Genomic DNA, 1,869 nt, shown 5'->3' with positions numbered 1-1,869 from the left:
TGGTAGCTTAACAATACACGAAAAATTCAAAATCTGCCATATTTATTTTTGAGGTGGGTGGAGAATAAAAGGAATTTTGAACAGCCATCGCGATAGCGATTTTGTTCAATTTTTTTAATTGAATAAATATTTTCACCGTTAGTCGAATACCTCAGTACTCCACCTGAGGGGGCGGGTAAGAGTATTAATCCAAATGAAATTAGGTTTAGCCAGAGTTCTGTAAATGGTGCTGATGATATTATTACAAGTATGAAGAAAGATGGCTGGGTTGGAGATCCAATTGATGTAGTAAAAATGCCTGATGGAAGCTATACCACCATTGATAATACAAGGGTTGCAGCAGCAAGAGAAGCTGGGATTAATGTTCAGGCTAACGTACATAATTATAACGATCCATTGCCAAGTAATTTTGTCAACCGTTTTACGACTCCAAAAGGAGTTCCCTCTACTTGGGGTGAAGCTACAAACTTAAGAATACTTAAACAAAATTCAGCATTTAGAGGTAATTATCCATCGGGCTCATTTGATATGCCTAAAATGAAAAATTAAAGGAGTATTAAAAATGTTAGAAAAATTAAAAGAATATGAGAATTTACTTGGTTATAAATACCCTGATGCATATCTAAAGGTTGTTGAACTTAAATTACTTGATTTTGACAACTGGTTTTTAATGAGCTTCGAGCAATTGGTGGACCGAAGGGAGGAACTAATTAAAAGATACCCCGATAGAAATCTGGTTCCTTTTGCTGGAAGATACGATAGCGATGACATTGCATGTTTTGAAATAGATTTTGGCGAAAAAGTATTTATTGTTCACGATTATGCGACTGAAGGATTTGAAAGAAGACAAGAATTTGATGACTTTTGGTCGTGGTTTATTAGCGCTATTAAAGAACTCATTGGAATAGAGTAAGGAAGTGAAATCATGAATTATTCAGAATTAAGTAAGGAAGTATCTTATGCTTTACGTCATGCACCATGGGAGTATGAACTGGAGATGGATGAAAACGGTGGTGTACCACTAGAGCAATTATTAGCTTCTTTACACCTATCTTCAAAATGGGAACATCTTACTGAGAAAGATTTAATGGTAATGATTGAAATATCAGAAAAAAAGCGACATGAAATTTATGATGGTAAAATCAAAGCATTTTATGGACATTCTATACCTATGAAAATTATTAAAGAAGAAAAGATGCCCCCAGAATTTTTATACCATGGAACAGCAAGAAGATTTCTAAATTCTATTAAGGAAAATGGCTTATTACCCCAAAGTAGGCAGTATGTTCATTTATCACAAGACATTGAAACGGCTGAGACAGTAGGGAAAAGGCATGATAATAAGCCATGTATTTTAATAATTAATTCCTTAAAAGCTTGGAATGATGGAATAAAGTTTTATTATGGTAATGATAAAGTATGGTTAGCAGATATGGTACCTTACAAGTACGTTTTAGTAAAATAACAAAATGGTTAGATGACTATAGGCGTTGTTCATAACCCCGTAAATCTTTCACATGAATGGGCATTTCCTGCAAGTGTGACCCCGGTTACGACCCCAATGCCGAATATCCGACCCCTATGATAAGTCCTCTCAGCCCGCATTGCGGGCTGATGTTAGCTGAGTCGGGGAAGTTTTAACCCCGGCTCTTTAACCTGCATCATTTTCGACCCCATGGTTCATCCCAATTTTTTGAGCAAAATAAGGAGAGAATTTACCAATTCAGGAATTTATAAATGGTTGCGATTGTGCGACTTGAGGGATATGAAAAACTGGTCTGTATGCGACATTTTTCTGAAAAAGCAACCGGAAGACGAACAGGAGGTAATTGCAATCCTAACAGCTATCAGGTGCAACGGGAAAAGACT

General features: G+C 36.1%; 3 protein-coding genes. All 3 read left to right on the top strand.

Going from position 1 to position 1,869, the window contains the following annotated elements:
- Positions 1 to 249 precede the first annotated feature (249 nt).
- From CRO04_RS25665 to CRO04_RS25655, 3 genes are read left to right on the top strand one after another with little or no spacing between them, the layout of a single operon-like run.
- Positions 250 to 549 (top strand): hypothetical protein, encoded by a 300-nt coding sequence (locus tag CRO04_RS25665; protein WP_097007059.1) that lies wholly within the window; start codon positions 250 to 252, stop codon positions 547 to 549.
- A 13-nt stretch (positions 550 to 562) separates the two neighbouring features.
- On the top strand, positions 563 to 913 hold the full coding sequence (locus CRO04_RS25660) for a hypothetical protein (RefSeq protein ID WP_097007058.1): 351 nt from the start codon (positions 563 to 565) through the stop codon (positions 911 to 913).
- A gap of 12 nt (positions 914 to 925) precedes the next feature.
- Positions 926 to 1,465 carry an RNA 2'-phosphotransferase gene (locus tag CRO04_RS25655; RefSeq protein WP_097007057.1) on the top strand — a complete coding sequence of 180 codons (540 nt, stop codon included), beginning with the start codon at positions 926 to 928 and terminating at the stop codon, positions 1,463 to 1,465.
- Positions 1,466 to 1,869: the final 404 nt, after the last annotated feature.

The sequence above is a fragment of the Lacrimispora amygdalina genome, from assembly GCF_900205965.1.
Classification (GTDB): Bacteria; Bacillota; Clostridia; order Lachnospirales; family Lachnospiraceae; genus Lacrimispora; species Lacrimispora amygdalina_A.
This window is presented reverse-complemented; position numbering and strand designations above follow the sequence as displayed.